The organism is Chlorobium ferrooxidans DSM 13031, assembly GCF_000168715.1.
GTDB classification, from domain to species: Bacteria; Bacteroidota; Chlorobiia; order Chlorobiales; family Chlorobiaceae; genus Chlorobium; species Chlorobium ferrooxidans.
Genome location: NZ_AASE01000002.1, coordinates 150,979 through 177,219 on the forward strand (window position 1 = coordinate 150,979; position 26,241 = coordinate 177,219).

The window sequence follows — 26,241 nt, forward strand, 5'->3', positions numbered from 1 at the left end:
TTAGATTCCTAAATCCGGAAAGCGTTGTACTCAGGATGAAATTCAAAGAAGCTGTCATAAAAGCTTTTTACATAGTGCTGCATGGACCAACGGCTGTTGAACCCGTACTTTTTGCGCATCCATTGACGGCCTTCGGCAACATAAAGCTCCAGATTTTTCTCATAGCCCTCTGTCTTGATAAGGTCAGCCCGATTAACAAGATGCGACTCATTCTCCCCTGCCCACACCTCCGCGGTAATTGCCGCCGCCCAGTCATTTGCATAGGCCTTTGCAATCAGCTCGCTTTCAGCACCGTAGCCCCGGAAGTTTGAGCCGTCAAAAAGAAAATGCATGAAGTCCGGCTGCTCCTCATTGCAGATGGATTCCACAAATTCACGGCGGAGAAGGTAGGCGTTATTATGGATGAACCAGAAATATTTTGTTGACTGCTCGCGCAGCAGCAGCCGCTCTCCCCAGCGACGGGAGCAGGGAGAAAGAATACCCACACGGGGATGATGATCCAGAATATCAACAAGCGGTGACAACGTGGGCGCACACTGCAATTCGGTATCGTTCGTCAGAAGAAAAAACGCATCATATTGACTGAAGCGCCCATCTTTCCATAACTCGCTCAATCCGTAATTCATGCCTCGAGAGTAGCGCAACCCGTGAATCAAGGCATCGGGCCAGTCTGCATACCAGGTTGTATGCGCTGAAAGACGATCTGCATCGGAGCCGGCTTCGACAACAAAAACATCCGTCATGTCACCGTCATGCTGCACGAGATGATCGTAGAGCCGGTCGGTCACCTCGGGCAGGTTTCGATCAAGAATGATAGTTGCTATGCGTTTCACAGAGACCTCACCAGTCGGAAGTTACGAAGATAGCGAAGGATGCTTTGCTTGACCCGCATCTTCAGGTGGAGATCAAGTTCCATGCCCCTGGCGGCAAGCGCCTGAGATGCCTCTTTTTTCAGGTCAACACATGCAGGCATTGAAAAAATGTAGTGCCCTGCAATAATGGCCTTGTCACGGTCTGTTGCCCGTGAGTCCGGCAGCATCCATTTCTGCCATTTATCAGACTCATAGGCTATTTGCAGGAAGCGCTCCGAAAGAGCGGAAAGCCCGTTTGCCTCAAGGATTTCCAGCAGTGCGCGGCTTTCCGTCACACCGAACTCGGGTGCGACATTTGCGGCATGAATACCCAGACGGGGATGCCAGTGCAGAGCTTCATCGGAGAGATAGTCGGTATTATGCTCCTTCATCAGAATGCCATAGCGATTGCAGATCTCAATCATTTTCGGAAGTTGAATCTCTGCCGGAAGTTCATCAGCAACCCGGACCGGACTGTCAAATGAACCGATATTGCGTGTTTCCATAACACGGGTGCCGCATTGAATGACCACGAAAGCGGGCGGGGGAAGATGGAATTTTTTACAGAACTGCTGCACTGCATTGAGCGTGTAATCCAGCTCCTCCTGGTTGTTGGTCGTTCCGCTCTGCTCTTCGGTACCGATTTCAAAAATGATATCCTGACGTAACTGTTGAGCTTCACTCCAGCAGAACTCGTAGAGTTCAAAAATGCGTTCCAGAACTTCGTCGATACCGGGAGTGCCATGAATATCAACGCTCGTGTCGATGTGCAAAATCTGGAAACCGGCTTCAAGATCGGCACGATATGAGGACTTTGCCGATTCCATCGCACGCCTCAGACTGAGATTTTCATCCCGCTCTTTGGTGTTCTGCCATGGGCCGCCGTGATCCCGGGCAAGAAGTATCTTTCCTTTTTTATCACGCTCGATAACATTGCGGGCAAACTCTGCCGTTGTCCAGTTATTGACGTATCCGCCGCCGAACTCTTCGGAGTCAATCTGACGGCGGCTGGCAATGAGTATTATCGGAACTTCATGTTCATTGGACAACTCAATGGCGGCATCAATACAATTGACGCTCATAGGGCCGACACCAAGCAGGGTGCATCGCCTCTTTTGCATGAATGAATCGAGTCTCTGACGAATCATACGGCCCACTCCCCTGAAAGTTTACCTTGCAGACCGGGAAGGGCATCCGGATTGTAGGGTGTAAAAAATTTCTCCAGAAGATGCAGGCAGGCCTCCGCCACAGCACGCTCACCTCCTGATCGCTCAGTTACGAAATGGGCGTGCTGCAGGGCAAGCTTGTCGGCATTGGCCGGAGCAATCGCATAGCCGACCTTGCGCATGACGTAGTGATCAAAAATACCGTCACCCATATAGATAACCTTTTCAGGCTGGTAACGTTCCTTGATCCAATCCAGGCGATGTATTGTGCTGACCAGATCAAGAGGAAATTTCATGTCGTCAACAACCCGCTTTTGTGTAATAGGATACCCTTTTTTGTCGCCCGTAACGAAACGAATCTCAACATGCTGCCTGAGCAGTGAAAGGCCGTCATTGTCGTCAGGACCAAAAACCTTCATGATCTTTCCTTTATCAGTATAGTAAAACTGACCGGTGGTCAGGACCCCGTCGACATCAAGAATAAAGCATTGCGGAGTGAATTTTTCAACAGGACTCATGTATCGGCAAATGAAAAATTAGAGAAGGCTTCGGTTCCTCTCAAGAAAGGTACTGCTGATTGTTGACTTTAATGCACGATGCAGCAGATTCAGACCGGGTTCGTCACCGAGAGAGTTCCAGAATTGATTTTGAAGCTGCTGCTGTGCTTCTGAATCAACCCATGATCCCTCTGTACGGGAGTGCATTTCCAGCACAGCATCTTCAATCTCTTCAGGCGTATTGTTCTCAATCCGGATACCATGATCGGCAAAAAAATCGCCTTTATAGTGAATATCATAAGGCAGGGCGTTCATTTCCCTGTAGCGCAGATATCTCCCCTCTTTGACTTTATACAGCTTTTTCGGGATAAAGAGTGAATTTTCCGAGTAGATGGTCAATTCTCTGATCCTGAATGGAAGGAAATTAACAATGAGCTGCGGTTTCCTCATAATACGGGCAACATTTGAAAACCCGGTATTTCCTCCAACAAAAAAGAGACATTTCGACATCAGATAAATTTCAAAAAAATCTCTCCTCTTTGACCCGGTAAGCTCCTGAAAAAGCGGCAAATCAAGAGCTGATTTTTTTGCAACTATCTCGCCAAGCCTCAATGCGTAAATATTCAGCCGTACAATCGATTCAATTGCAAGCCGGTAATCATCAAATTCAAAATCCCTGAAATCATGCAGGTTGCCGTCATCACCAAAAAAAGAGAGGTAGGCCGAATCCCTGTTATGGAAACAGACGAACGGACCGTTGATGCCGAAATCACTCAGCAGCTTTTTGCCTTGCTGCTCTTCAACGGCCGTAAACCTGAAGAAAGAGGGGGAAGTGGAGCAAAGTGAATCGTATGCAGTTTCATACGACAGCTCCTTTTTATAGGATATCAGCATTGGCGAATCCGGAAAAAATTTCTCCAGAAAAAAAAAGGGCAGCGCCGCAACGTTACTGATGAGAAGATGTTCCTGCCGGCGCCAATGCTCGAATATCGTCAGATTCGAAATATGCCTGTCTGTTTTAAAAACACCCCATTCACGACTGTTTCTTGCGCGTCTGGAGGCGAGATAGTTATCCATGTTAAAGGCAAGATGCCCTATCCTCGATGTAAAAAGAGAACCGAACCTGATGGTAATGAACGGCCTTGCAAGAGAGGCAACCAGAACTATAGCTCCGCCGAAAACACAATTAAACAGGTAGGTTATCAAGGTTCTCAGTTTTCTGAAAACAATTTTCAGACCGCCATCGCGAACCTGACTGATCTGGCCGGAGAGGGAAGAAAGCAAGCTCATGCCTCGGTATTAGCCCTGTTATACATCTCCGGCGTTCCCACATCCAGAAAAACCTCCCGGGTCTCATAGGTGTAAATCCTCCCCATCAGCCCTCCCAGCACTTCCGTGCTGAAATCTTTTGCCGAGCCCAGGTCACGGCCAATCATCTCAAGAAAATCGGATGAAAGAATGTAGACGGCTCCATTTGCGAGATTGCCGTGGAAATCGGGATCTTTTTCGTAAAAGCCCGCAACGACACCCCGCCCGTCCAGTTCAACAATCCCGCAGGTCGAGGGCCTGTCGGTACGAAAGGTCATCATGGTCATGACGCACTCCTCAGGCCGCTGCCGGTGTGCCTCCATGAAGGCAGAGAGATCCGCAAGAGAGTAGTTGTCGGCATGAATCAGCATTCCTTCACGACCCTGAAAAAAATGAAGATTCGCAACGAGCGTACCTGCTGTGCCGAGCAGCTCCGGCTCATGAACCAGTGTAACCTGTTCACGGAAAGGGCTTGCATCAACAAAACGCTCCACCTGCTCTGCAAGATAATGCGTGTTGACAAGAAAAGGGCCTGCTCCTGCCCTGGTCAGGCGGTCAAGCCATATCTCCAGAAGCGGCTTACCTTTGACAGGAACAAGGCATTTGGGCATCACATTCGTCAATGGTCGAAGACGGGTGCCGCAGCCTGCTGCAAGAAGAAGGGCGCGCATCAGATGAGCTCCCGTAACAGCTCCTGGCTCTGGATGGGTGTATTGCCTACACGACCAACCTGCACTGCTGCAGCCAGAGAGCCCAGAAAAGCCGCCTCCCAGATATTGCCCCTGCTTGCCATCGTCATGGCGCTTGTAATGAGCAGCGAGTCTCCGGCGCCGGCAACATCCTTGGGAATGGAGTTCAGCGCGTCTACCCGGTCAGTCAGCCATTCATCCGCCTTGCCGTCCCCGGCATGAATCAGAAGGCCCTCTTCCCCCAGTTTGAGAAGAATATTATTGGCTGATGCCTGCTGGCGAAGCTGTTCAGCCAGAACAACAAGCCCGTCTTCACGATTTCGGGTACTTATACGCGCTTCACGCTCAGTTGGTGTAAGCAGATCCATACCCCTGAAGCGGCTTATATCGCCAACCTGGGAAGAGGACTGGCTGTCGGCAGCCAGAACAACTCCCCTTGCTGCGGCAATGGCAACAATTCGCTCGACCAGCGCCTGCGGCAGGCATCCGTAATTAAAATCAGAAAATACGAGCAGATCGATTTCCTCTATGACCTCTTCCAGCTCCTGGAGCATCTGCTCCTGCAGGGATACCGATATCGCCCCCTGGTGCAGATGGCTGACACGCAGCAGACTTTTCCCCTTGCTGCGATAGCGCTGCTTGAGCGTCGTCGGCCGACTTTCATCAACCAGTAACCGGGCCTCTACGCCGGATTCGGCAAATCCGGCAATTGCAAATTCCCTGACTGTATCATTGCCGGTAACTGAAATAAACCGTACAGATGCTCCCAGACCGGCGGCATGAGCCGCAACAATTCCCGCCCCGCCGATAAAACGGGTGGTATCAACCGGCATGACTACGATGGTGGTGTCTTCCTGCGACATTCCCAGCGGATGACAGGTGATATACTCATCAATAATCAGGTCTCCGATGACACAGACCTTCAGTCGGGAAAACTGCTGCAGCAAATAGGTGAGCCGTTCCTTTGTCACCCCGTGACGGGCCAGATACTCATTCGGCAGCGTGATGGACTTGGTATCAATATTTTTGAATTCCTTGCGGATCAGGTCAAGTGAAGAGAAGACCATCTCACCGGAACTGAACAAAAGCCTGCCTCCGTAGCTCTCCAGCACCGCCAGCTCAGGATTGAAACGCAGTTCATGTTCCTTGCCCTTGACTACGATATCGGGACGTATGCGACTGATAACTTCGGTAATAGGCTCATCGGCAATGAATGCCTCATTAACCCAGTTATTACTTTGCACACCTTCCAGCCGCAGGATTTCAGGTACATGCGCAGCATTGCCCGCAATACGATCACTCTCGACCGCTACAACCAGACGATCTCCGCACTCTTTGGCATAGCGCAGCAGGCGAAGATGACCGGGGTGAAGGATATTAAAGTGTCCGGAAACCAGTACCACACGTTCAGTCATAAAAAGATTTTTTCGTGTTTTTTATCCACAGGGGTGGAGAGCACGGCATTCAAAAAGCCGCCCCGTTAACCCGGAAAATCGCCGGTCAGTTCTGACCAATAAGTTCTACTTCCCGGTGAAGAATCCTGGCCGGATATCTGTGGGTCAAATGAGCTAACCCTCTAAGATCGGAACCATACTGGTCAAAGTAAGCTAAAATATTTTTTTTCCGCTCTTCCCTGTGAGCCAGCCTGAACCTGTATTTCCCGTTTTCGCCCTCTTCAAAAGGGTTCATGGCATACGCTGATTTCTCAAGCGCTGAAAAATCAAAGGAGGCTTCACAGGTAAAGGATTCATGAATCAGTGTAGGATCACCCTTCTTCAAAAGAATGAACGCGGCCAGTTCGTCCAGATAACGCGTGGTTACGGAATTCAACAAACCCTTCTGGATCAAAATCTCTTTGACACAGGAAAACGCACAGTCAAGCAGTGAGGCGAGTCGGGAAAAGATAACCACACTTTTCCAGTAATGAAGCTGATTGCGTCCACGATCACCTGAAACGTAGAGTTCATAGCCTCCCTCATGACGAAGGAAATGGATGAGTTCATTTTTTGATGCCCAGAAGTTGGATTCTTCATCCTCACGGTAGGCTTCATAAACATCATACAGATCAGAGTCAACTGCTGTGGCCCGTCGGTGAACCATTGCAATCACTGCTGACCTGTTAATGCCTAAATGCGCTATCGAACGGTATAATTCATCAAGAATCTGCCCGTTGTTAAAGAGCATCAATGTAAGATCAAATCTGCGGCACTCAAGATAATCCTCGTGAGGCATGGTAGAATTCCCGACAACAACCTCATGTATTTCCGTAACCATTATCTCTTTGCCCAAAATATCATACACCCCGAAACATCTCGGGATGACTCGATATGCAGTCTGATACTTAAATAATTTCCTGCTCTCGGATGTCGCACCCTCCGTACCCGGCAGCAGGATATATTGATACAGATTGATATCCTGTATACCGGCATCGAGCATATCAAATACGGCCTTCATATGTTTTTCTCTCGTATCACCCGGCAAACAAAGGATTATCTCGGTAAATGTGACCGACTCTGTGTTAGAGGACTCTTTTGCCATTTTGACAATAGCGGCATAACCGATATTCTGGCGTTTCACATTTTTCAGGACATCCTCATCACTTGACTGTATTGAGGCGCCGATAATCATCGCATTACCAAGAACCCTGCTCATTTCAACAATACGTTCCTTGTTATTCTTGTCGGTAGCAGTCTGGATACTTAACGGCCAGCCATGCAGCTCCTGTGTTTTTTTTATCTCATGCGCGATATGAAGATCCTGCGGAAATATTCCCCAGTTCAAATCAGCTAAAGTCAATGACGGAACCTGGGTTCTTTGAGCCACATACTGCAGTTCGGCTTTTACTCTTTCAACGCTGAAATGACAGGTCTTCGAAGAGTAGGTTGCTCCATCATGACAGAAAGTGCATGAGTAGGGGCAGCCTCTGCTTGTCTGCAGAAGAGGGGTCAAATTCTTGTCAAAGAATTCGTCCAGCAGGCCATCGAGATAGGGTGACGGGATATTGTCCTCAATATCACTGATTCTTTTGGCTGGGCTATTTGTAAAAATGTGGTTTTGTGAATTGCAGTGAACCCCGGCTATCTCTCTGTACTCTTTGCTGTCAGGTTCAAACTTATGCCGTATAAGCATATCAACAAGTAAATAAAAGGCAACTTCGCCCTCCCCTTCAATGTAGAAATCAATTTCAGGGTGAGTGCTTAAATATTGCATCTGCTCAAGTTCATCCACGGGATAGTTTGGTCCACCAAAGACCACCACTGTTTTGGGAGAGATCTCCTTGACTCTTTTTGCGAAAGCGCAGCTGAGTTCCTCATTCCACATGTAATTGGAAAAAGCAATGATCTCCGGACAACCCGCCTTCAGAGAATCATTGAGATTCCGGGGATACTTGAAAAGTTCTACTGAAACAGCTGAATGAAGATGCTTTTTCAGATATCCGGCAAGATAACCGATAGCAAGCGGAGTATTCTTCGCATCCACGGTAATGAAGGTGTGCGTCAGCTCAACCAGAAAGACCTTGAACGGATTTGCCGCAGGGTTCTTTTGAAAACTTGTACTTTTTTCAATGCCTGATTTCATTCACTACCCTGAATAGTTGTTTTGATGGTATGTTGCGCTGATGGCAATCAATGTTTTATCACTTGCCAGCCCTTATCAACTGAAGTTCAGGCAGCGGGACAATGAAAACCCCGCCCTCGTCAAGATAGCGATGATGCCGTTTCATGATCGGTTCCGCATAGTTCCATGCAAGAATGACAACATAATCAGGTTTACGTGTATAGAGTTCGTCAGAGGAGAGAACCGGCAAACAGCAAGCCGGAGCAAATAGTCCCTGCTTGCGCGGATTATCATCTGCAAGAAATTCCAGCTTTTGCGTCAGATCAAAGTGCCACATCAGTGTGGTAACCGTGGTTGAGGCTCCATAACCCGCAACACTCTGGCCAGCAGCGAGAGCGGCATCAATGACTTCAGCGAGTGCCCTCTTGCGCCTCGATATCTCAATACCATACCGCTGATAGAGCGCGGGACGTGAAAACTCACGCCGTGCCTCCTCAGCAAGCATTTCCGTAACCCGGGAATTCACCCTGCGCCGGCCTTCCGGGATGCGTTGCGCAAATCCCCGGATTGAACCTCCTTTTGAGCTGATACGCTGCACATCAAAAAGCTGCATACCGAGACCTTCAAAAAAAACCGCCAGTGGTGCAAGCGAGTGGTAGGAAACATGTTCATGATAGACTGTATCGAAGAGAAACCGGTCAACAATATCCGGAAGGTAGGATACCTCAAAAACAAACACCCCGTCATCGGCAAGAAGCGAGTGTACTCCTCTGACGATATCCGACAGGTTGTCGGCATGCGCAAAAACATTGTTGGCGGCAATAATTGCTGCAGGGCCGTGTTCCCTGCGCAGCTCTTCAGCCAGTGTTGAGGTGAAAAATTCGGGCAGCGTGGCTATTCCACCGGCCGTTGCCTCTTCGGCAATGCGCCGCGCCGGATCAACGCCCAGAACCCGAAGCCCCTTCGCCTTGAAAAATCCAAGGAGTGAGCCGTCATTACTGCCTATTTCAACAACAAGAGAACCCGGCCGAACCGAAAAATCAACCGTGACCTCGTCGGCATAACGACGATAGTGTTCTACCAGTCCCTGAGAAGCTGATGTCACAAAAATATAGTCGCGAAATAACAGGTCGGGGTCAACAACATCAATATTCTGGATGTGACCACAGTCGTTACAGAGATATAAATCAAGAGGATAGAGTGGCTGTGCTGCGGCAAGCTGCTCTGTCGGCATGTATGCGTCGGCTATCGGGGAGGCTGCAACCGGCAGCACAAGCTCAAGGTTTTTGCCTCTGCACAGGCGACAGGAGTCACGACGGTTAACAGATGGCTTCATAAATATTGTTTGTTCACCATTACAATGATTTGAGTTTTCTTGCCAGAGTTTCAGGCCATACCAGTGAAAGCCCTCCATCCACGTAAATATTCTGACCGTTCACAAATGCGGCTGCCGGGCTGCACAGGAATGCTATCACATTGGCACTGTCTTCAGCTGTGGCCATCCGTCCAAGGGGTATGATCTCCTCATACAGCGCAAGCAGCTCTGTGTTATTGAGATAAAAATCTTTTGACTCTTTTTTGAGGAATGTAAAGGGTGTTACCGCATTGGTTCTGATGCCCTTGCCGCCAAGATTCACTGCATAGTAGCGCGCCATATGATTCATTCCGGCTTTTCCGATATGGTAGCTGACAGGCTGACCTTCGCCTACCCGATCACCGAATACCGAACTGACAAAAACTATACCGCAGTCTCCCCCCTTGACGAAACGATCCTGCAGATACTCGACAGCAAACTTTGATGCCGTAAGGGAGACGTCAATCTCGCCGGTCCAGGCATCTCCGCTGCCCCGGTATCGCTGACAGAATATCAGATAGTTGACCTCTCCGCTCTGCAGGATGCAGCCCTCCAGGGCATGCTGCAAAGCAGTCGTATCGGCAATGTCAGCCGTATAGTAGTTCACCCCCTCAACCTCTTCAGCGAGTGGAGGCCGGTTTCGGCTCACCACCGATATCTGATCACCCCTGAGCTTCATCTGCTGAGCAACAACACGTCCTAACCCCTTGCTTCCTCCGATAATGATTGCGTGTGTCATGGTAGTGTATTGGATTTCTTCCCGCGGCCATAATTCCGCGCCGCAACAAGCTGTTTAACCCCTTCAATGTAAGCGCACGCGTCATCAACAGCGCTCTCCGGAGGGGCAAAAGAGGCCTGAATCGTTTCATTGGCTCTGAATGGTCCGGAGGTAACCTCGTGGACAACCAGAAAATCAGTGTGAATCAATATGGTATGGAAGAGGTTTTCTGAAATCCGGTAATAAAAGTTCCTTCCCGTTGACAGATCACCCAGCTCGACAACATCGATAATATTGCCGGCCTCGTCAAATACCACCACATCCACTGAGCCTTCGACAATATGAAAAGACTCGGCTTTTCCCGGATGACGGTGGGGATGGATATAGCTTTCTGCTGATATGGCAATCAGCATCTCATGCACGGCATCCTCATTTGAACGATGAGTGCAGATCCTTGCCCGCTTCCGCACGCTCAGGGCCGCATGATGCTTCAGAAAGGAGATCTGCCTGGTTCCAAGCCTTACAACGGAGCCCTCTGCCGCAAACACTCCGTCACCGATTTTTTTTATCACACTCTTCATATTGCCTCACGCTGAAAGGAGATCTGACTTTGAGTAAAGATCGAGCGGAACCGGCCGCCCTGTTCGAGATAGGCCTGCCGGGATTCGATGACTTTTTTTTCGCTTTCAGGGCTGAGCGACAGCAGACAGAGATCGATTTTTTTTTCAATCAGAGCAGTGGAGGGGAGAACAGGCAGAGCGGAGCCCGGCATACACATTCCGATTTTGTGGGGATTGTCATCAACGACACAGCAGACAAGCTCCCTGAGATCGAAAAAATTCAAAAACTTTGCTGCCAGATGGCCTGCACCGAATATGGCAACCCGTTTGCCCTCGCTCTTCAGCCGCTGCAGATATCGGCGGGTTCGTTCACCTGCTTCCGCAAAGTGATTACCGAAGTTGTAACCGAGCGCAATCTCCTCCGCTCCCGGTGCGCTCTGAAGCCGCTTACGGCTGGCGGGTCGAACAACCGCAAGCAGGGAATCTTCGAGCGGATAGTCATATTTCCGTGCAAAGAGAAGCTCAAAACCCGCATTCTGCATGAACCGGCCGAGTGTCTCCTCTGTAAAATAGGCGATGTGTTCTTCCCAGACAAAGCTGTAATCGAAGGAAGAGAGAAAGGTTTTGCTGCCCGGCACTTCAAACGCCAGAAATCCTGCGGGCTTGACCAGAACGGCAAGCGACTCCAGCAGGCGCAGCGGAGCATGTGCATGCTCAAGCAGATGACGGACAATCATGATGTCGGCCTGCCCGTACGTTTGAACCAGCCGGGCCGCCCGCCCGGGTGTAAGCGAAGACTGCACCGTCTCAAGACCCGACAGCGGATCCGTAATCCCCAGATCATCTTCTGCCGAAAAACGAAAGGTATTGTCAAACCCCAGACGGTTGAATCGGTCAAGAGTAGAGTCGTCCTTGTAGGTGAGCCCGACAATGCGGGCACCGGCATCCGAACGCACTATTGCCTTCAGATCCTGAACCATGCGGTCGAGATGACCTTCAGGCTCGTTATAGGTGATCCAGCTGTAATGCGAACGCACCATTGCCTCCGGCATCGGATTGATCAGCTGAACAAGGCCGCAGAGAGCACACTGGCCGACGGCAAGAGCATGAGTCTCAACCTGGTGACCGGACTCATGGTAAAAACGGTTACTCGGGGGCTGCTGACCGAAATCAAGAATTACTTTGACTTCAGCTCCGGAGCAGCTGATGCACTCTCTCATGCTTTTCATTCCAGCTCTGTTCAACAATCAGGAAGCCGAAGCATCAAAACTGATCATACAGCGTCCGGCAATTTTGCCGCTGCGCATATCGCTGACAGCTGTATTGATCTCGTCAAGGCTGTAGGTATCTGTGATCAATGGTGTCAGGGGTAATTTCCCGTTACGGAACAGACCGAGATAACGCGGAATATCGGTTTGCGGATTGGCCTCTCCGCCATGGGAACCGCTCAGCCCTTTGCCGAAGTGGAGCGGCAGGGAGTAGATATTGATGTTACTGCCCTTCCGGGGCACTCCGACCAGGGTTACCCTGCCCTGCGGCTTGGTGATCTGGTAGCCCATCTCGATGATCGCTGGCTGACCGGTATTATCTATAAAAACATCCACTCCCGCATTGCCCGTAATATCAAGTATCATCTGACGAGCATCACCGTTGCGACTGTTGATGATGTGCGTGGCGCCCATCTGTGTCGCCAGCTGAAGTTTGTTGTCGAACATATCGACCGCAATAATCGGGTATGCGGAAACCAGTGATGCCGCCTGTACGATGCTCAGGCCAATGCCGCCAGCTCCGAAAACCACAACTGACTCGCCGATCTGCACTTTGGCATTATTTTGCACCACGCCAAAACCGGTTGTGACGGCGCAGCCGAAAAGGGCTGCAACTTCAAGATTGCTGTCGGCGGGAATCGCTGTTACGCGGTTTTCGGACACAACTGCATATTCGTTAAACGTCGTTACCCAGCCGGCATTGACCCGCTTTCCCTCCCAGTGATATACGGGCGGTTCAGCCTCGATACCGGGACCCTTGCGCCAGTGCAGTACAACCCTGTCGCCCGGCCTGACATGCCTGACACCGGGACCGATGGCGGTTACCGTGCCGGAGGCCTCATGTCCGAGCAGGTGGGGGAGATATTTGTCCTCTCCCTTGGCGCCGTCAATTTCGCCGAGCTGCGAGCCGCAGATGCCGCTGAAATGAATTTTAACCAGTACCTGTCCGATCTCCAGTTGAGCGGGCATGGTGATTTCGGCCACGATCAGGGGCGACTTGAGTTCGGTCAGAACTGCCGCCTTCATGGTTTTTGGTATGACTGTCATAGTTGCCTGACTCATTCGAAATAGATGAAAGAGTGATCACCGCTGTATCCGGTATGCTCAAACCACCACTCCCACTCTTCGGGGGTGTTGAAGGCTTCGCAGGTCACCTGCCAGTAAAGCAGATTGGCTTTTTCCTCTTCATTGCGGTATGACTCGACACAAATATACTTATTCTTTTTACTGACGCGCTCAATCTCGCGCAGCGCCTTGTCAAGATCATAGCAATAGAGGTTGTGCAGCGTTGTGATCGAGTAGACAAAATCGAAATAGTTGTCAGGGTAGGGCAGTGAAGTTGCATTGCCGACTGTAAGTCGATCTTTGATCTCCTCTTTGGCATTTTCAATTGCGTATCGGGAGATATCAATGCCGCTGAGCTCCAGACCGGGAACCACCCTGGTGAAGTCGTAGAGCAGAAACCCCTTGCCGCAGCCGACATCAAGTATCCTGTCACCCTCTTTGAGGCCGTAGTGCTCAACCATTGCCCTTGCCACCTTCTCCCATCGGCCTTCCATATAGCGATAACCGCCATAGCAGATCTTGCGGTCACCATCCCAGTAGTCAAAGTCCCACTTTTTGGCAAGTTCTGCCGCTTTCGCCTTGGGGTAGTCCGGATCATTGACCCTGGCGAGATAGTCCCGCGGGGTGCTTTTATGAATTGCCGACAGTAAATCGATATAGGCCATGACTCATTATTCAGGTTAAAATTGCAAGATGCTCACTGTAGTACCGTTTTGACTTCACAAGCTGAAGATCAAGCATGCCTTCTGACTCAACTCCTGCATGGAGTCGCCGGTTCCGAGCCTCCTCTCTGAACTCATTCAGCAAAATTCCGCACCACTTCAGACGATGAAACGGCAGAAGCAGCTCGACACGGGCAGAGAGCGAACCGGACAACGGAAGGGAAATACCCAGCTCTTCGGTGAACTGCCGGGCCTGAATTGCCGATACAGGAAGCTCCGGCTGACAGATAAAATCACAGATAAGCTTGGCCGGATCATCCCATCCGGCATATTCAAAATCAAGAAAAGAGAGCGCTCCATTCAGCTCAAGCGTATTGTGAAATCCGAAATCGGAGGGCGAGAGTATCCGCTCTTCAGGCGATAGCGGTTCGGCCAGCTGCGATGGCGATCGCTGTGCCGAAACTCTGGCTTTCAACCGTTCATATAATGGACGGAGCCTCTCCTTTACAAACCGGCAGGCTTCGGCCTCCACCCCGCTTTCAGGGCTGAGAGCGGCAAGCAAACGATCAATTCGGGTTTCAGCGAGCCTGATATGACCCTGCTGGCTGAAACAGGCGTCTGCCGCCGGAAGAAGTGACCGGGCTGCAGCTGAGTTTCGAAAGCTGTTGATGTTTCCGATGAAGTCAGCAGCCTGCGTGATATGGCGGGCAGTGACGATCTCCGGACGTTTTCCCGGGAGAAAGGAGTAGAGGGCTGCGTGCAGTGACTGATTTATCCCAAGAGGCCGAGAGACTCCGGCAACTCCGGCATTGTTCAGAAACGTCAGAAAGCCGAACTCTGCAGCAAGACGGTCACGCTTGTCTCTGCCCTGCTGAAAGTAGTGCTTGACAATCCACTTCTTTCGGCCTTTTCCAATCAGCAGAACCTCGCTGTTGCGACCGCTCCGGACCGGATTGAGCGTGAACGGCGCCTCTATGCCAAACCGGGCACAGAAGAGTTCAAGTGACTCCATGGCAAAACTCATCAGGTCAGTTCGAGCAGGCGCGGCAGCTCCTGCCATGAAAACATAAGTTTCCCGCCGGTATAGGGTTCTGATTTTTTAGCGGGATCAAAGAGAATCTTTTCAATACTCTCGGGAAGCATTGCAAGAATTTCCGGCAGATCATCAACATAGTGAGTACATCCAAGAGCCAGAATACGGGCAACCTTTGCCTCTTTGGTCTCTTCAAAAAAGACCTGATTCTCCGCCCATCCCAGCCCTTCCGGATCGTAAAATCCCTGCTCAGCAAGCCAGCCTGCGGCTGCAGCATGAAGGTCCCATGGTTCGCCGATATAGGGCGTTCGGGTTTTATGGCTTACGATGCACATCGGAACCCCTCTTTGTGCAAGCATCCCGAGTGCAGCATGCATCCCTTCAAAGGGTTCAGCATCAAGTATACGACGGCCGTATACCTCACCCTGAAGGCGGGTCCACTCATCTTCCATCCCTTTCTGACGCAGATAATCACGCACCGCATTTTTTTGACGGGCAATCACCTCCGGAATCAGCAGCTTATCAAGCGCAGCCTGATAGAAAAGCTCGTCGTAGCTTATGAGTGTATTGTCGAAGTCAAGACCAAGGCGCATCAGGCTCTTGCAACCGGCTTAAGATCTGTTGCGAAATATTCTCCGAAGTCAAACCCACAGAAGCACGGGCTTCTCTCTGTTCGCCGCAGGCATAGAGAAATCGATCCGGACCGCCAAAGCAGATCAGCTTGCGGAGATCAACCCTGTTAAGACTGCCCCATTCAAGCACAGCACTGCCGGCTCCGCCGATGAGCGAGTGCTCTTCAAGAACAATAACCAGTTTATGGAGGGAAAATATCCCGGCAAGCAGCTCTTCATCAAGCGGCTTGATGGTGTGAAGGCTTGCTACCATGGCGGATACACCGTGATGATTGAGTTGTTCAGCACTTTGCAAAGCTGTGGCGAGCATGTTGCCGACACCAAGAATTGCAACATCGGAGCCATTGCGTATGGTGATCCCCCTGCCGATTCTGAAGTCCGGATCGGACGAATGGATAACCGGCTCCCCTTTTTTGCCCAGACGAATATAGGTCGGCCGCCCCAGCCGCAAGGCATCATGCAGGGCGAGCCGCACTTCCACGGGATCTGCAGGGCAGACAATATGCATGTTCGGCAGTGTGCGCAAAATCGCAATATCTTCCATTGAGTGATGGGTGGCGCCAAGTCCGGCATAGGAGAGCCCTGATCCTGTGCCGACGACAATCACCGGCAGATCGGGATAGCAGATATCGAGCCGGATCTGTTCAAGGCATCGCACGGTATTGAAGGGGGTGATCGTATAGGTTATCGGCCGCATCCCGGATGCTGCAAGACCTGAAGCAACTCCTGTCATGTTTGCTTCAGCAACGCCGCAATTATAAAACCGGTCGGGATGCCTTGCCTTGTAGCTGTCAAAGAGACGGTTCCCTATATCACCGGCAAGCATTACCAGCTCGGGATAGATGTCGCTTAATTCTGTAACTGTCTTTGCAAAAACATTTCTCATAGTACACCCAGTTCTGCTTTTGCCAGTTGAACCTCTTCAGCCGTCGGAATCCGGTAGTGCCAGTTGTTGTCATCTTCCATAAAAGAGACCCCTTTGCCTTTTACGGTATGGGCAACAACCATTGTTGGTTTTTGCCTTGATGGCGATACATCCTGAACCGACTGAAGAATCTGCTGATGATCGTGACCGTCGATTTCATGAACTTCCCAGCCGAATGCCCTGAATTTATCAACCAGCGGATCAAGCGCAAGTACCTCCCTGCTGCGGCCTGTTGCCTGCCATTTATTGAAATCCACAAAGGCGCAAAGAGCGCCGAGACGGTTGGCCGCGGCAAACATGGATGCCTCCCAGACTGATCCTTCGTTGCACTCTCCGTCACTCATCAGAACAAAGGTCCGATATTGCTCTTTTTTGATATGTCCGGCCAGAGCGATGCCGCAGCCGCAGGGCAGGCCGTGACCCAGGGAGCCGGTTGCCGCTTCTACCCCCTCTAATTTCGGTGATGGATGCTCTTCAAGGAGAGAGCCTGCACGGCCGTAGCTTTCAAGCTGCTCTTCAGTCAGAAACCCCTTCCAGGCAAGCGCAGCATAGAGGGCTGTGGCGGCATGACCTTTGCTTAAAATGAAGCGGTCGCGATCTTTCCATCCGGGATTGAGCGGATCGAGCCTGAGCACGGAGTGATAGAGGACGGCTACGATATCCATGCAGGAGAGTGAGGATGCAAGATGAGCCGTACCGGCTGCATGCGACATCTCAACAACTCTGGCCCGGAAACGGGCAGCCAGCTGGGTTGAATTGATCATCAGGTTCAGGGTTTGTGCTGGTAATCAAGCGGCTGCACTTTCAGCTCTTCGAAGTTCTTCCGAACCCAGGCTATGCATGCATCAATACCCTGGTCAAGCCTTGTATGATCCTGCCAGCCGAGCTCCCGGCGAACCCTTGAACTGTCGAGATGATAGGCTGAGTCTTTGCCGAGACGTTCACCGACACATTCGACATGATCCTCAAACTTCACGTCGAGCTTGCGGCAGAGAAGCTCGACAAGCTCCCTGATTGAAATGACTTCATCAGTTGAGATGTGATAGGTCTGGCCGTCACGGCCATTCTGCATGATTCTCCATGTGGCATCGCAGACATCATCCATATAGATAAAGGAGCGCGTTGATACACCCCCGCCATGGAGCTGCAGTTTCCGGCCGAGCAGTATGCATAAAATGGTACGCGGTATGATGCGGTAGAGCTGCTGGCCCGGGCCGTATACATTAGCTGCACGGGTGGTAACAACGGGAAAACCGTAGACCGCGCGGAAGGTCCGCAGGCTCATGTCAGCCGCCGCACGGGATACCGCATAGGGTGTTGTTGGATTGAAAGGAAAATCCTCACTGACAAAGCCGCTGCAGCTGCCGTAGACCTCCGGGGTTGAAACATGGACATATCGGCGGAGAAAATCGACTTTTCTTAATTCGTCATGAAATTTTACCGTTGAGACCGTATTTGTCATGAACCAGTCTCCCGGATTCTGCCAGCTCTCGCCGACCATGCTCTGGGCGGCAAAGTTGACCACATAGGCAGGCCTCCTCTCCCTTAGAAGCCGGGTGATCTCATCCAGATGCCGGTTTAAGTCCAGTTGATAAAAGCTGAAATTTGAGTGGTCGTGCCATTTATAGGGGAGAAATGCATCAACCGGCTCCGGCGACCGGCTGACGCCGATAACCTGCGCACCCTGCTGAAGGGCGTAATCGGCAAATGTTGCACCTGAAAAGGAGTTGCTTCCAACGATTAAAACGGTATCCATAAATCAGCTTTTTTGCAGTCTGTTCGCGTACAGCCACTGCATAACCATGTGTCCGACAATGAGCTGCATATCTTCAGCTATCTGCATGTCATCCACTGCGAAGTGAATGGATTCATCGGCAAGCTCCATGCATCTGCCCCCGCTGTAGCCAAGTATCGCATAGGATTTTACTCCGAGATCCTTTGCCTTTTCAAGAGCACATGTAATGTTCGCTGAGTTCCCGCTGCCGCTGAGAGCAATGAGCAGGTCGCCTTTCACTGCCTGAACTGCGAGCTGTTCCGAAAACACATGTTCATAGCCCAGATCATTGGCAAGACAGGTCATAACCGCCGGGTTTGCTGATAATGCCAGCACTTTCATCCCCGCCCCGAAGCTTTTGGATATGCCGTAAAGGAAGTCATTTGCCATATGAATGGCATTGGCGGCACTTCCACCATTTCCACAGATAAATACTCTTTGACCGGCTTGCCAGCAGAGCAGCATATCTTCGGCAAGTTTTTTCACCCCGGACCAGTCGGCATTGGCCAGAACATTCTGAAGCCGGCAGGAGTATTCTGTGAAAAAATCTTTTTCCTGGCTGTTTGTGATCATATCGTGCACTTACTTTGCAAGGTCGTTTTGCTGCATCCACTTCAGGTTGTAAAAATGGTCCTCGTCACGGAGCGTTCCCGCGCGATATTTTTCAATGATCTCACCGATCGCATCTTCCACCGTTTTCTTCGGCCTGAAACCCGTAGCAAGCAGCTTGTCGGAATTAACACGATAGGAGCGGGGATCATTTGATTCCGTTACGGCAATCCCTGCTGGCACATGCCGGGTAACCAGCCTGGCTATATCCAGTATCGAGATGTTTTCGAATCCGGCATTATAGATACCGCCAAGTTCCGGATGATCGATCAGATGCAGATAGACATCGGTAATATCATCAATATGGATATTGGGACGAATCTGGTTGCCGCCGAATACGGTGATGAGTCCATTGGTCAATGCCTGGATTGTCAGCAGGTTAACGGAAACGTCAAAGCGCATTCGCGGTGAATATCCGCAGACGGTTGCCGGCCGGACAATCTGCACGGCAAAATCGTCCTGATAGCTGAGCAGAACACGCTCGGCAACCATCTTGGTTTTGTTGTATTCGGAAATCGGTTTGAGTTCGAGCTCTTCAGTTACCTGCAGCTCCTCCTTGATGCCGTATACGCTGCCCGATGAGGCATAGATAAACTGTCTGACTCCGGTTCTTCTTGCCTTGTCGGCCAACTGCATGGTCGAAAGGGCGCTTACTTCCCATGTCAGTTTCGGGTTCAGGTCGCCGCAGGGGTCGTTGGCAATTGAGGAGAGATGAATAATGCAGTCAACACCGGTCAGAGGGATCGATTCGATGTCACGCACGTCGCCCTTGACAACCGTGAGTTTTTTATGCGGTTCGAGAAAGTTGCCGAACCACTGCAGATCGAAAGCAATGACTTCATAGTCCCGCGCAAGCAGCTTCGGGATCAGTACATGACCTTTATATCCGCAGCCGCCTGTTACAAGAATTTTCATAGACCCTGGTTTCCTCTTAGTTTATTGAAGCAATGATAACAAATTATCCGCAATTGTTTTACCGATTGCAAGCGATGCCGTGGCCGCGGGAGAGGGGGCGTTGCAGACGTGAATTATATTGCGGCTGACTCTGAAGTCAAAATCATCAAGCAGCTTTCCGCTGCGGTCACAGGCCTGGGCCCGGATACCTGAACCTCCGGGTTCAAGATCTTCCGCCTGAATTTCAGGAACAAGATTCTGCAATGCCCTCACAAATGCCTGCTTGCTGAACGAACGGTGATACTCTCCCAGACCGCTGCGCCAGTGCTTTGCCGCTACTTTGTGAAAGCCGGGCCAGGCAAGGGCATCGAGGGTATCACGCAGGTTGAAGTCGGTTTTTTGATAGGCTTCACGGCCAAATGCAAACACAGCGTTCGGGCCGCACTCTACTCCTCCATTGATCATTCTGGTGAAGTGTACTCCAAGAAACGGGAACGCCGGATCGGGTACCGGATAGATCAGGTGATTGACAAGTCGGGCAGATGATGGCCTGAGCTTGTAGTACTCACCCCGAAAAGGGAGAATTCGCAAGGGAAGCGCAGGTTCGGTCTGTCGGGCCAGCCGGTCGGATTGCAGACCGGCGCAGGCTACAACCGCGTTGCCTTTCCATGTTCGTGATGCGCCGATTACCTCAACCTGATTTCCGTTCTGCCGAATCTCCTCTACTCTCTCGCCAAGAACAATCTCTCCTCCCATTTCAGTGATTTTTTCAGCATACTTTTCAGCTACGGCAGGATAATCCACAATCCCCGCTTCCGGTACGAGCAGACCACTGATACCTGTACAGTGCGGTTCAATGTCACGGATTTCGGCCGGATTTAAAAATTTGAGTCCCTGAAGACCGTTTGCCACTCCTCTTCGATGGAGTTCCTGTAACTGCGGCAGCGCCTGCTCGGAGGTTGCCACAACGATTTTTCCGCATATTTCGTGCCTGATATTTTCCTCCCGGCAAAATCTGAGGAGCCGGTCATATCCTTCACGGCAGTTGATGGCTTTCAGCGACCCCGGCTTGTAGTAGAGACCTGAATGGATCACACCGCTGTTGTGACCGGTCTGATGTGCGGCTATTGTCTGCTCTTTTTCTACAAGAACAAGACGGGTTCCGGGACGTGCCTGTAAAATATGCAGTGCTGTGGATAGACCGAGTATGCCTCCACCGATAACGATTATACCTTGCATGAAAAAGAGTTGTCTGAGGTTGAACTGAGGTCGGATAACGGGAGGAAATAGCTTATGGCTGCAAAAAAGTGCCCCTGCGTGATCTTCTCCGCAACCGGCTTCGTCAGAGAAACAGGAAATTCCGGTACGGCAGCCAGTGGCTTGAGTGCTGACCGAAATTGAGCCAGACAAAAAGCGCTCCGATATAGAGCACCAGAACACACAGAATAAAAATCGTTCTGTTATAGACACTGGTAATAAAAATCGGCACTCTTGACAGGATGACAAGCTGCATGGGAAGAAAATAGAGCGCCATGCGGTCCACCGTTGTAGAAACGACAAACGCAAGGGGAAACATGACAAGGCTGGTAATACTGTAAATGGTCCATAATGCCCTGTCGCTGTACCGTTCAGCCCAGTGCTTTCTGAAGTAGAGAAAAACCAGTGCTGAAGCGACATTCATTGTTACCCTGATCACTGCTCCGGACGACTCCATGCCCTGGGTATCCTCCACATAGTAATAGGTCAGACGGGCAATATGCTCGGCCATGAACCCGGCAAAAGCAATGAAAAAGAAGAGGATGAAAAAAAAGAGGTTTTTCAGGTTGGTCAGTGAATTGGTATAGAGAAATCCTACGGGCAGCATGAAGAGCGCTGTCTTGTGAAAAAGGGTACCGAGTACAACCATCATGTAGAATCTGGCCTGGCGTCCCTGCATCAGGTCAATCATCCCCCACATGATGAAACCTATAGCCGAGGCCTGACGGGTATAGCCGGTTGCCACAACGATAACCAGATAGGGTATTGCCACCACCAGTGCAAGCCATGGAATGGGCATATGTTTACATACCCTGAGCAACCCCGCAACAAATATCATGGCACAGAAAAGGTTTGTTGCATAGATGCCGTTGAGATAGTTCAGTGACACCCAGTGAATCGCTTCAAACCCGTAGTCCTTGGAAATACTTCCCTCCGTCATTGCCTCGGGAAAGGAGATACCCTGCAGTCCGCTGTAATTCTCAAAATAGCTCTGCCAGTCACCCCCCACCTCATGGCGCAGCCCGATGATCAGTATCAGAAAGGCGCCATAGAGAAACCACTGCAGATTCGGTAGCGCGCCCTTTGCCTTCCAGGGGCTTATTCCCGCAACGAGAGGAACCAGCAGCATGAGCCAGTAGACAGTCATCGGGTCTCCTCCAGCCAGGCCTGAAACATCAATACCGTCCAGAGCCGAACGGTCCAGTCGTGACGGCCGCTCAGATGCTGCTGCCAGATAGTGCGTATCGGCAGAGCGTTGAGATAGCCCTCTTCTTTAAGACGACGTTCATCCAGAAGTGCTTCTGCCCACTCTCTCAACGGGCCGCGAATCCACTGGCCGACAGGTATGCCGAAACCGGCTTTTGGCCGTTCGATAAGCTCCCGCGGTACATAGCTGTAGAGCACCTGCCTTAAAGCCCATTTACCCTCGCCGCCCCTTATTTTCATATTCAGGGGAAGTCGCCATGCCAGTTCAGCAACGCGATGGTCAAGAAACGGAACCCTGGTTTCAAGGCTGACGCCCATTGCCGCACGATCCACTTTGGTCAAAATATCATCAGGAAGATAGGTAAGCGTGTCCCAGAGCATCATGCGCTCCTCCGGCTCGGAAAGCCCCGCCACAAGCGCGGCATTATCAAGCTGTGTAGCAAGCGTGCCGGCTCCCTTTGCCGGGTTCAGATCTGTCGGCCACTCGGTCACCAGACTGCGATAGAGATCATCCAGACTGTTTACCGTCTGCATGCGGGTTGCCAGTTTATGAGCCTTGTCACCCAGTCGGGCGATGCTCCGTGAACCCGGAAGCATGCCGCCAAGCTTGTCCCACGCTTCAGGAGACACACTCTGAATGCCCTGCCCCACAGCCCTGCGCAATACCGGCGGAAGCCAGTCGATGCGATTCCATATCCGCTTTCCCCAGAAATAACGATTGTAGCCGCCAAACAGCTCATCACCCCCGTCTCCGGAGAGTGACACGGTAACCTTCTGACGGGCCGCCTTGCAGACGAAATAGGTTGGAATCTGCGAACTGTCGGCAAAGGGCTCGTCATATAAACGGGGCAAGAGAGGAATTGCAGAACGGGCATCGCCTGAAGAGACTCGCAGCTCGTGATGATCGGTTCCAAGATGGCGGGCAACTGCCAGTGCATGAGGCGATTCATCAAATCCGGCCTCTTCAAATCCTATGGTGAAGGTCTGGACCGGTCGACGGGACTGCGCCTGCATCAGGGCTACAACTGTGGAGGAGTCAACTCCTCCCGAAAGAAACGCGCCAAGCGGCACATCAGCCACTGCCTGAATTTTAACTGCCTCACGCAGCGTGGCATCCAGCATGGCAACAGCCTCGCCTTCATCATGCAGCTGGTCGGCAAAGCCTTTCTGCACAGCATCGGTCAAAGTCCAGTACGGTTCGGTAACAGCTTCACTGTCTGCTCTCTCACCTGCACTTACGGTGAGTATGGTACCGGGAAGCAGCTTATGAATATCTTCGTAGATCGAATAGGGCGCCGGGATCGTGCAGAACTGGAAATAAAGGCCGAGTGCACTCCGGTTTACCGGATTGTCAAAACCGGGATATGCACGAAGGGTCTTGAGTTCGGAACCGAAAACAAATGCCCGCCCTTCACCCCTGCCTGTCCATCCGTAATAGAGCGGTTTTTCTCCGAAGCGGTCGCGGGCCAGAACAAGGCGCATCTCAACCTTGTCCCATAAGGCAAAGGCGAACATCCCTGCAGCGCGCTGCAGCGTGGCTTTCACTCCCCAGGCATCAAATCCGGCCAAAAGCGTTTCAGTATCCGAATGACCCCGCCACTCGGGGCTGAGCCCGTTTTGCTGAAGCTCGGAACGCAGCGTATTATGATTATAGATCTCGCCGTTAAAGGCAATGACAAATCGCCCGGAGGCAGAGTGCATGGGCTGATGGCCTGCTGAGGAGAGATCAATGATCGAGAGGCGACGGTGCCCCAGAGCTATACCTGAATCGCTGTCAGCCCAGGCTCCGGCATCGTCCGGTCCCCGGTGCTGGATAGCCAGAGCCATCCGGGTAACCAGAGCTTCCATACCATCCTTCGAACTGCCAGCAGCCCTACCCAAAAAACCTGTAAACCCGCACATCTGTTATTTTCCAATATTGTTAACCTTGGCCGCATCCTTCAACAGCGCCGCAAGTCGAGGGCCTGTAACCTGAATGCAGTACTCCCGTTCCACCTTCTGACGCCCTGCCAGCCCCATACGGTGGCGCAGCTCACTGTCATCCAGCAGCATCCTCAGCGATCGCTCCCACTCCCCGGCTGTATCCGCCAGAAAGCCGTTTATTCCATGTTCGACAATGTCACTGTTTACACCTACAGGTGATGCAACAACCGGCAGGGCACATGCCATATACTGAATCAGCTTGTAGCCGCACTTTCCCCTCTCGAACGGGGCATCAACCAGCGGCATGATACCGATATCAAAATCGGCAATATTTTCAACCTCGGTCTCCTCTCTCCACTCCACAGATTTCATGGGTAAACCAAGGGATTGCGCATCGATGCCTACGGCTGAAAAACATGCTCTCCCCTCATCTGACAAACGCAGGAAAACCTCTTTGTACTTCATGAGATTCATTGCCGATGCTCGCTGGCCAATCCATCCGATACAGGGCATCGGCCCTTTATCCGACCTGTTGTGCCGCAGATTCACGTAGCGATCGAGATCAACTACTGTGGGAATGATCTCCACCCTGCCGGCACCGGCTTTACGGGCAAAATCGGCAAGATAGTTATTCCCTGCAATAACGAGCGCAGCCTTGCGCATCAACGCAGGATGCTTGCCTGCAAGCAACCATCTGACAACCGCCCGGGGATGCAGATCATATAAATGAAAAAAAGCATCGTCATAATCAAGAACATAGGGAACCCGCCTTGAGAGCAGCATAAACTCGACCCAGGCCGGAAGCCAGGGCAGAATCTCTTTCTCTATCCAGATCAGATCAAATTTTCCGCGCTGAAGCAGTCTCTGCAGCCGTGCAAGATATGCCCGAACAATGTCGCCGGCATGACGGCGGTTATGCTGCAGACCTAACACATACTCATCCGAGAACAATGGCGATATCTCTACGTCAATGCCCGCTGATTCGAGCCAGGGGTTGTACTGCATCAAACGCATCCGGCTGCTTGCTCCCATTCGGGTGTAGCGGGAAAGTGCCAGTACCCTCAACCTATACCTCCACGCTCTTGTAAACAGAAGTGTAACTGCGAACCCCTTCGTCAAGCGAAAAACAACGCACTGCGGCATTCCGGCAGCGTGCTTTGATGCCCTCTGTTTCGGTTAACTCAAGCAGGTCATGAACTGCCCTGGTCAGGGCCTCATCATCAAAACTGTTCACTGCAACCCCGACCTTCTCGTTTTCGAGAATGGCTGCCATATCGCCGACACCCCGGTTACTCAGACAGGGAACCCCGCAGCCAAGAAACTCGCCAAGTTTTGTCGGAGCTGTGGCTATTTTGGAATAGGTGGGATTATAAAAAAATATGCCCGCGTCCATCTCCTGCATGGCGCGGGCAACTCCTCTCTGGTCGGCAGCTTCGATCCGCACCAAATCTTTGTCAATGCCCATTGCCTTTAACCTGTCACGAATGTAATCATGGCCGCCACGGTTGAGTATATGGAGCCGGGCACCGGGCACCTGCGCTCTGAGAAGTTGAAAACACCGCAGGGTTTCATCAAACAGATACCAGACACCCACTGAACCGACATAGCCGAGCGTAAAGGGATGAGCGGAATCGGGAGAGATGCCGTTTGATGGAGCAGGGCGAAACAGCTCCAGATCCGCACATGTCGTAATCACTTCGAACACCGGCATCCTGCCCTTCAGATAAGGAAAGGCGCGCATCTCGTCAACCGCCGACCTGGTCAGAGAGACCACCACATCCGCATTGAGCAGAAAATGGCGTTCAAACCATTTTGCCGTCTGATAGAGGCGGCCCCCCTTCGGCCATAACCCCCCGTCAACACGTTCGTCAGCCCAGAAACCCCGCATATCAAAGATATATTTCACCCCTGTACAACGCTTCAGGAGAAGGGCAATAACGGATGAGACGTAACTGCGGGCATGCACGATGCGTAACCGGTAGCGCAGCACCAGCCAAAGGCCAACCGAAAAACCGCAGACAATATCCCATAATGTGGCCAGAGCCGACGGCTTTTTATGGTAGCGCAAGGGATGCCAGACAATTCCTGCTGCGGCAATTGAAGCTGCTGTGCGGTGTCGTGCTATGTCGTCAGCCCAGTCTTCCGGCTTCTCGAAACTGAGAAGAAATATTCGCCGGTTTTCAGCCAGCCGCTTAAGGTATGCCAAAACCTGAGACTGGCCTAAAGGCTCCAGCATGCCGTCATAGGAGATATAGAGAACGCCTGACTTCATTGATTATCTGCAATAAAAAC

25 protein-coding genes are annotated in these 26,241 nt (G+C 51.4%); all 25 read right to left on the minus strand.

The features are described 5' to 3' along the window. Positions 1-8: 8 nt before the first annotated feature. Positions 9-833: a glycosyltransferase family protein gene (locus CFERDRAFT_RS02165; protein WP_006365557.1), complete on the minus strand. Its 825-nt coding sequence runs from the start codon at positions 831-833 to the stop codon at positions 9-11. Then, entirely contained in the window at positions 830-1,999 is a 1,170-nt protein-coding gene (locus CFERDRAFT_RS02170; protein WP_006365559.1) for a class II D-tagatose-bisphosphate aldolase non-catalytic subunit, read from the minus strand. Before CFERDRAFT_RS02170 ends, CFERDRAFT_RS02165 begins: the two co-directional genes overlap by 4 nt. Then, positions 1,996-2,535 (minus strand): HAD hydrolase family protein, encoded by a 540-nt coding sequence (locus CFERDRAFT_RS02175; RefSeq protein WP_006365560.1) that lies wholly within the window; start codon positions 2,533-2,535, stop codon positions 1,996-1,998. The genes CFERDRAFT_RS02170 and CFERDRAFT_RS02175 overlap by 4 nt, the downstream gene beginning before the upstream one ends. An 18-nt stretch (positions 2,536-2,553) precedes the next feature. Beyond that, the gene (locus CFERDRAFT_RS02180; protein WP_006365561.1) at positions 2,554-3,804 is read right to left on the minus strand and encodes a TIGR04372 family glycosyltransferase; all 1,251 of its coding nucleotides are present in this window, start codon (positions 3,802-3,804) and stop codon (positions 2,554-2,556) included. Then, entirely contained in the window at positions 3,801-4,493 is a 693-nt protein-coding gene (locus CFERDRAFT_RS02185) for a nucleotidyltransferase family protein (protein WP_006365563.1), read from the minus strand. The genes CFERDRAFT_RS02180 and CFERDRAFT_RS02185 overlap by 4 nt, the downstream gene beginning before the upstream one ends. After that, positions 4,493-5,926 (minus strand): PfkB family carbohydrate kinase, encoded by a 1,434-nt coding sequence (locus tag CFERDRAFT_RS02190; RefSeq protein ID WP_006365564.1) that lies wholly within the window; start codon positions 5,924-5,926, stop codon positions 4,493-4,495. The genes CFERDRAFT_RS02185 and CFERDRAFT_RS02190 overlap by 1 nt, the downstream gene beginning before the upstream one ends. 85 nt (positions 5,927-6,011) lie before the next feature. Beyond that, complete coding sequence (locus CFERDRAFT_RS02195) at positions 6,012-8,090, minus strand: B12-binding domain-containing radical SAM protein (protein WP_006365565.1); 2,079 nt, start codon at positions 8,088-8,090, stop codon at positions 6,012-6,014. A gap of 58 nt (positions 8,091-8,148) precedes the next feature. Next, on the minus strand, positions 8,149-9,405 hold the full coding sequence (locus CFERDRAFT_RS02200) for a class I SAM-dependent methyltransferase (protein ID WP_040432918.1): 1,257 nt from the start codon (positions 9,403-9,405) through the stop codon (positions 8,149-8,151). Between the two features lie 19 nt (positions 9,406-9,424). Further along, positions 9,425-10,162, minus strand: a complete 738-nt coding sequence (locus CFERDRAFT_RS02205) for an SDR family NAD(P)-dependent oxidoreductase (protein ID WP_006365567.1) — start codon at positions 10,160-10,162, stop codon at positions 9,425-9,427. Continuing rightward, positions 10,159-10,722, minus strand: a complete 564-nt coding sequence (locus CFERDRAFT_RS02210) for a WbuC family cupin fold metalloprotein (protein WP_006365568.1) — start codon at positions 10,720-10,722, stop codon at positions 10,159-10,161. Before CFERDRAFT_RS02210 ends, CFERDRAFT_RS02205 begins: the two co-directional genes overlap by 4 nt. Next, entirely contained in the window at positions 10,719-11,930 is a 1,212-nt protein-coding gene (locus CFERDRAFT_RS02215; RefSeq protein WP_006365569.1) for a methyltransferase domain-containing protein, read from the minus strand. The genes CFERDRAFT_RS02210 and CFERDRAFT_RS02215 overlap by 4 nt, the downstream gene beginning before the upstream one ends. 18 nt (positions 11,931-11,948) lie before the next feature. Further along, entirely contained in the window at positions 11,949-13,016 is a 1,068-nt protein-coding gene (locus CFERDRAFT_RS02220) for a zinc-binding dehydrogenase (protein WP_040432949.1), read from the minus strand. An 11-nt stretch (positions 13,017-13,027) separates the two neighbouring features. Further along, a complete protein-coding gene (locus CFERDRAFT_RS02225; protein WP_006365571.1) occupies positions 13,028-13,699 on the minus strand; it encodes a class I SAM-dependent methyltransferase in 672 nt (223 codons plus the stop codon). A gap of 10 nt (positions 13,700-13,709) precedes the next feature. After that, positions 13,710-14,756 (minus strand): aminoglycoside phosphotransferase family protein, encoded by a 1,047-nt coding sequence (locus tag CFERDRAFT_RS02230; RefSeq protein WP_006365572.1) that lies wholly within the window; start codon positions 14,754-14,756, stop codon positions 13,710-13,712. Beyond that, positions 14,720-15,322, minus strand: a complete 603-nt coding sequence (locus tag CFERDRAFT_RS02235) for an HAD family hydrolase (RefSeq protein WP_006365573.1) — start codon at positions 15,320-15,322, stop codon at positions 14,720-14,722. The genes CFERDRAFT_RS02230 and CFERDRAFT_RS02235 overlap by 37 nt, the downstream gene beginning before the upstream one ends. Continuing rightward, positions 15,306-16,247, minus strand: coding sequence for a transketolase family protein (locus tag CFERDRAFT_RS02240; RefSeq protein ID WP_006365574.1), 942 nt, complete (start codon positions 16,245-16,247; stop codon positions 15,306-15,308). Before CFERDRAFT_RS02240 ends, CFERDRAFT_RS02235 begins: the two co-directional genes overlap by 17 nt. Beyond that, entirely contained in the window at positions 16,244-17,050 is an 807-nt protein-coding gene (locus CFERDRAFT_RS02245; RefSeq protein WP_006365575.1) for a transketolase, read from the minus strand. The genes CFERDRAFT_RS02240 and CFERDRAFT_RS02245 overlap by 4 nt, the downstream gene beginning before the upstream one ends. A 5-nt stretch (positions 17,051-17,055) precedes the next feature. Then, positions 17,056-18,042, minus strand: a complete 987-nt coding sequence (locus CFERDRAFT_RS12265; RefSeq protein WP_006365576.1) for a GDP-mannose 4,6-dehydratase — start codon at positions 18,040-18,042, stop codon at positions 17,056-17,058. A 3-nt stretch (positions 18,043-18,045) separates the two neighbouring features. Next, on the minus strand, positions 18,046-18,633 hold the full coding sequence (locus CFERDRAFT_RS12270) for an SIS domain-containing protein (protein ID WP_006365577.1): 588 nt from the start codon (positions 18,631-18,633) through the stop codon (positions 18,046-18,048). Positions 18,634-18,642: 9 nt separating this feature from the next. Further along, the gene (locus CFERDRAFT_RS02260; protein ID WP_006365578.1) at positions 18,643-19,584 is read right to left on the minus strand and encodes an NAD-dependent epimerase/dehydratase family protein; all 942 of its coding nucleotides are present in this window, start codon (positions 19,582-19,584) and stop codon (positions 18,643-18,645) included. Between the two features lie 21 nt (positions 19,585-19,605). After that, positions 19,606-20,802, minus strand: coding sequence for an L-2-hydroxyglutarate oxidase (lhgO, locus tag CFERDRAFT_RS02265; protein ID WP_040432920.1), 1,197 nt, complete (start codon positions 20,800-20,802; stop codon positions 19,606-19,608). 103 nt (positions 20,803-20,905) lie between these two features. Further along, positions 20,906-21,967, minus strand: coding sequence for an EpsG family protein (locus tag CFERDRAFT_RS02270; protein ID WP_006365645.1), 1,062 nt, complete (start codon positions 21,965-21,967; stop codon positions 20,906-20,908). Beyond that, positions 21,964-23,928, minus strand: a complete 1,965-nt coding sequence (gene asnB / locus CFERDRAFT_RS02275; protein ID WP_040432921.1) for an asparagine synthase (glutamine-hydrolyzing) — start codon at positions 23,926-23,928, stop codon at positions 21,964-21,966. The genes CFERDRAFT_RS02270 and asnB overlap by 4 nt, the downstream gene beginning before the upstream one ends. A gap of 3 nt (positions 23,929-23,931) precedes the next feature. Then, positions 23,932-24,963, minus strand: coding sequence for a glycosyltransferase family 4 protein (locus CFERDRAFT_RS02280; protein ID WP_198002381.1), 1,032 nt, complete (start codon positions 24,961-24,963; stop codon positions 23,932-23,934). A gap of 52 nt (positions 24,964-25,015) precedes the next feature. Then, positions 25,016-26,221, minus strand: coding sequence for a glycosyltransferase (locus CFERDRAFT_RS02285; protein ID WP_006365582.1), 1,206 nt, complete (start codon positions 26,219-26,221; stop codon positions 25,016-25,018). Positions 26,222-26,241: the final 20 nt, after the last annotated feature.